The sequence below is a fragment of the Microcoleus sp. Pol10D4 genome (assembly GCF_036701555.1).
Taxonomy (GTDB): Bacteria; Cyanobacteriota; Cyanobacteriia; order Cyanobacteriales; family Microcoleaceae; genus Microcoleus.
In genome coordinates this window covers 1-1,110 of sequence record NZ_JAUBRA010000172.1, presented here as the reverse complement: position 1 = coordinate 1,110, position 1,110 = coordinate 1, and the positions used below count along the sequence as shown (strand labels likewise).

2 protein-coding genes and 1 pseudogene are annotated in these 1,110 nt (G+C 39.9%); all 3 read right to left on the bottom strand.

From position 1 onward, the window contains the following. Window positions 1-481: pseudogene (locus QUA36_RS31210) on the bottom strand (ISKra4 family transposase); the annotation flags it as partial. 107 nt (window positions 482-588) lie between these two features. Then, entirely contained in the window at window positions 589-798 is a 210-nt protein-coding gene (locus QUA36_RS31205; RefSeq protein ID WP_333452746.1) for a hypothetical protein, read from the bottom strand. Between the two features lie 78 nt (window positions 799-876). Further along, the gene (locus QUA36_RS31200) at window positions 877-1,008 is read right to left on the bottom strand and encodes a hypothetical protein (RefSeq protein ID WP_333460163.1); all 132 of its coding nucleotides are present in this window, start codon (window positions 1,006-1,008) and stop codon (window positions 877-879) included. Window positions 1,009-1,110: the final 102 nt, after the last annotated feature.

The following is a 1,110-nucleotide window of genomic DNA, read 5'->3' as shown; positions in this document are numbered from 1 at the left end:
CTGTTGACCCTTGCCACAGTTGGCTCTCGACTCTTCTGAGTCGTTTGAGTGACCCCCCTACTTTATGTAGATTTTCTATCAAATGATACCAATCTAATACCTCTCTTCTTTGCTCAGTAGTCCCTATTTGATTAAACAAATTCCACACCCCATCATGACCATCTCCCAAGCAGGTTATGGCTTGATTTGGCAGTTGGCTATTTACCCATGCTACTAACTCTGGATTATTTTGGAAGAAGGCTGCTCCTACTTGACTATGTACCTTAACCGCCTTATAATTCCTCCAGACACTTTGCTCTCCTAATGGAGTTCTCAGTCTGACGTTTCCTCCGTCTATACTCAATGCTTCTACTTGCTCGCTAGCGGACGGTGAGGAGAATCCATAACGCTCTAATAGCCGATGTTGTGTACTGTCGGGTACATAAATTCCGGTCAATATTTTTAAGTCTTTCTCAGCATTGGCAAACGATTCATTTGCCACTAATAATAAACAACATTTTTCCAAGTGAGGACTCAAACGACTTCCCTTCCTTACTCCCAGCTTTTGGGCTTGCTTCCTCGAAAGCTTGATTTCTCCTACACAACTTTTTATGGTTCTTTTTCTCCCCTCACTCTTACCCCCTGCTGAGTTAAAAAAAAACTGCTAATTTCTGGTGCTACTATCTCCACTAAATATTCTCTGACAATCAGTTCGATAGATTCAAAGCTTTTGAGATTGTCTGCCGAGGTATTTTTATACAATGCCTCTGCTATTGCTTGGAGATATATTTTGATATTCTGCTGTTCTTCTGAGAGCATATAAACTTGGGTTATGGTAATTTATCTGCTTTCTATTATGCCATCAACTTGGCAAGGCAATTATTTCAGTATTTATACTCATTGCAAAACTGGGATGCTCCCATTCCGATGTTCGTTGCTATCGCTGAAAGGAGAATCTCCCACCAGCCAAGTATCAGGAATTAGTTTAACAATGTTGCGAATTATGTCCGGGGTTAAGCTGTTCGACATCTAAACTGCATTAACTCGCGTTACTTTTGTTTTTGATCTTTCGGTTCCATTTCATAATTAATTCTCCTTCATTTAAAAGTTTATGTAACAGTGATTCTAGTT

Coding starts and splice junctions, on each gene's coding strand:
- QUA36_RS31205 (WP_333452746.1), bottom strand. CDS start 798: ATGCTCTCAGAAGAACAGCAGAATATCAAAATATATCTCCAAGCAATA.
- QUA36_RS31200 (WP_333460163.1), bottom strand. CDS start 1,008: ATGTCGAACAGCTTAACCCCGGACATAATTCGCAACATTGTTAAACTA.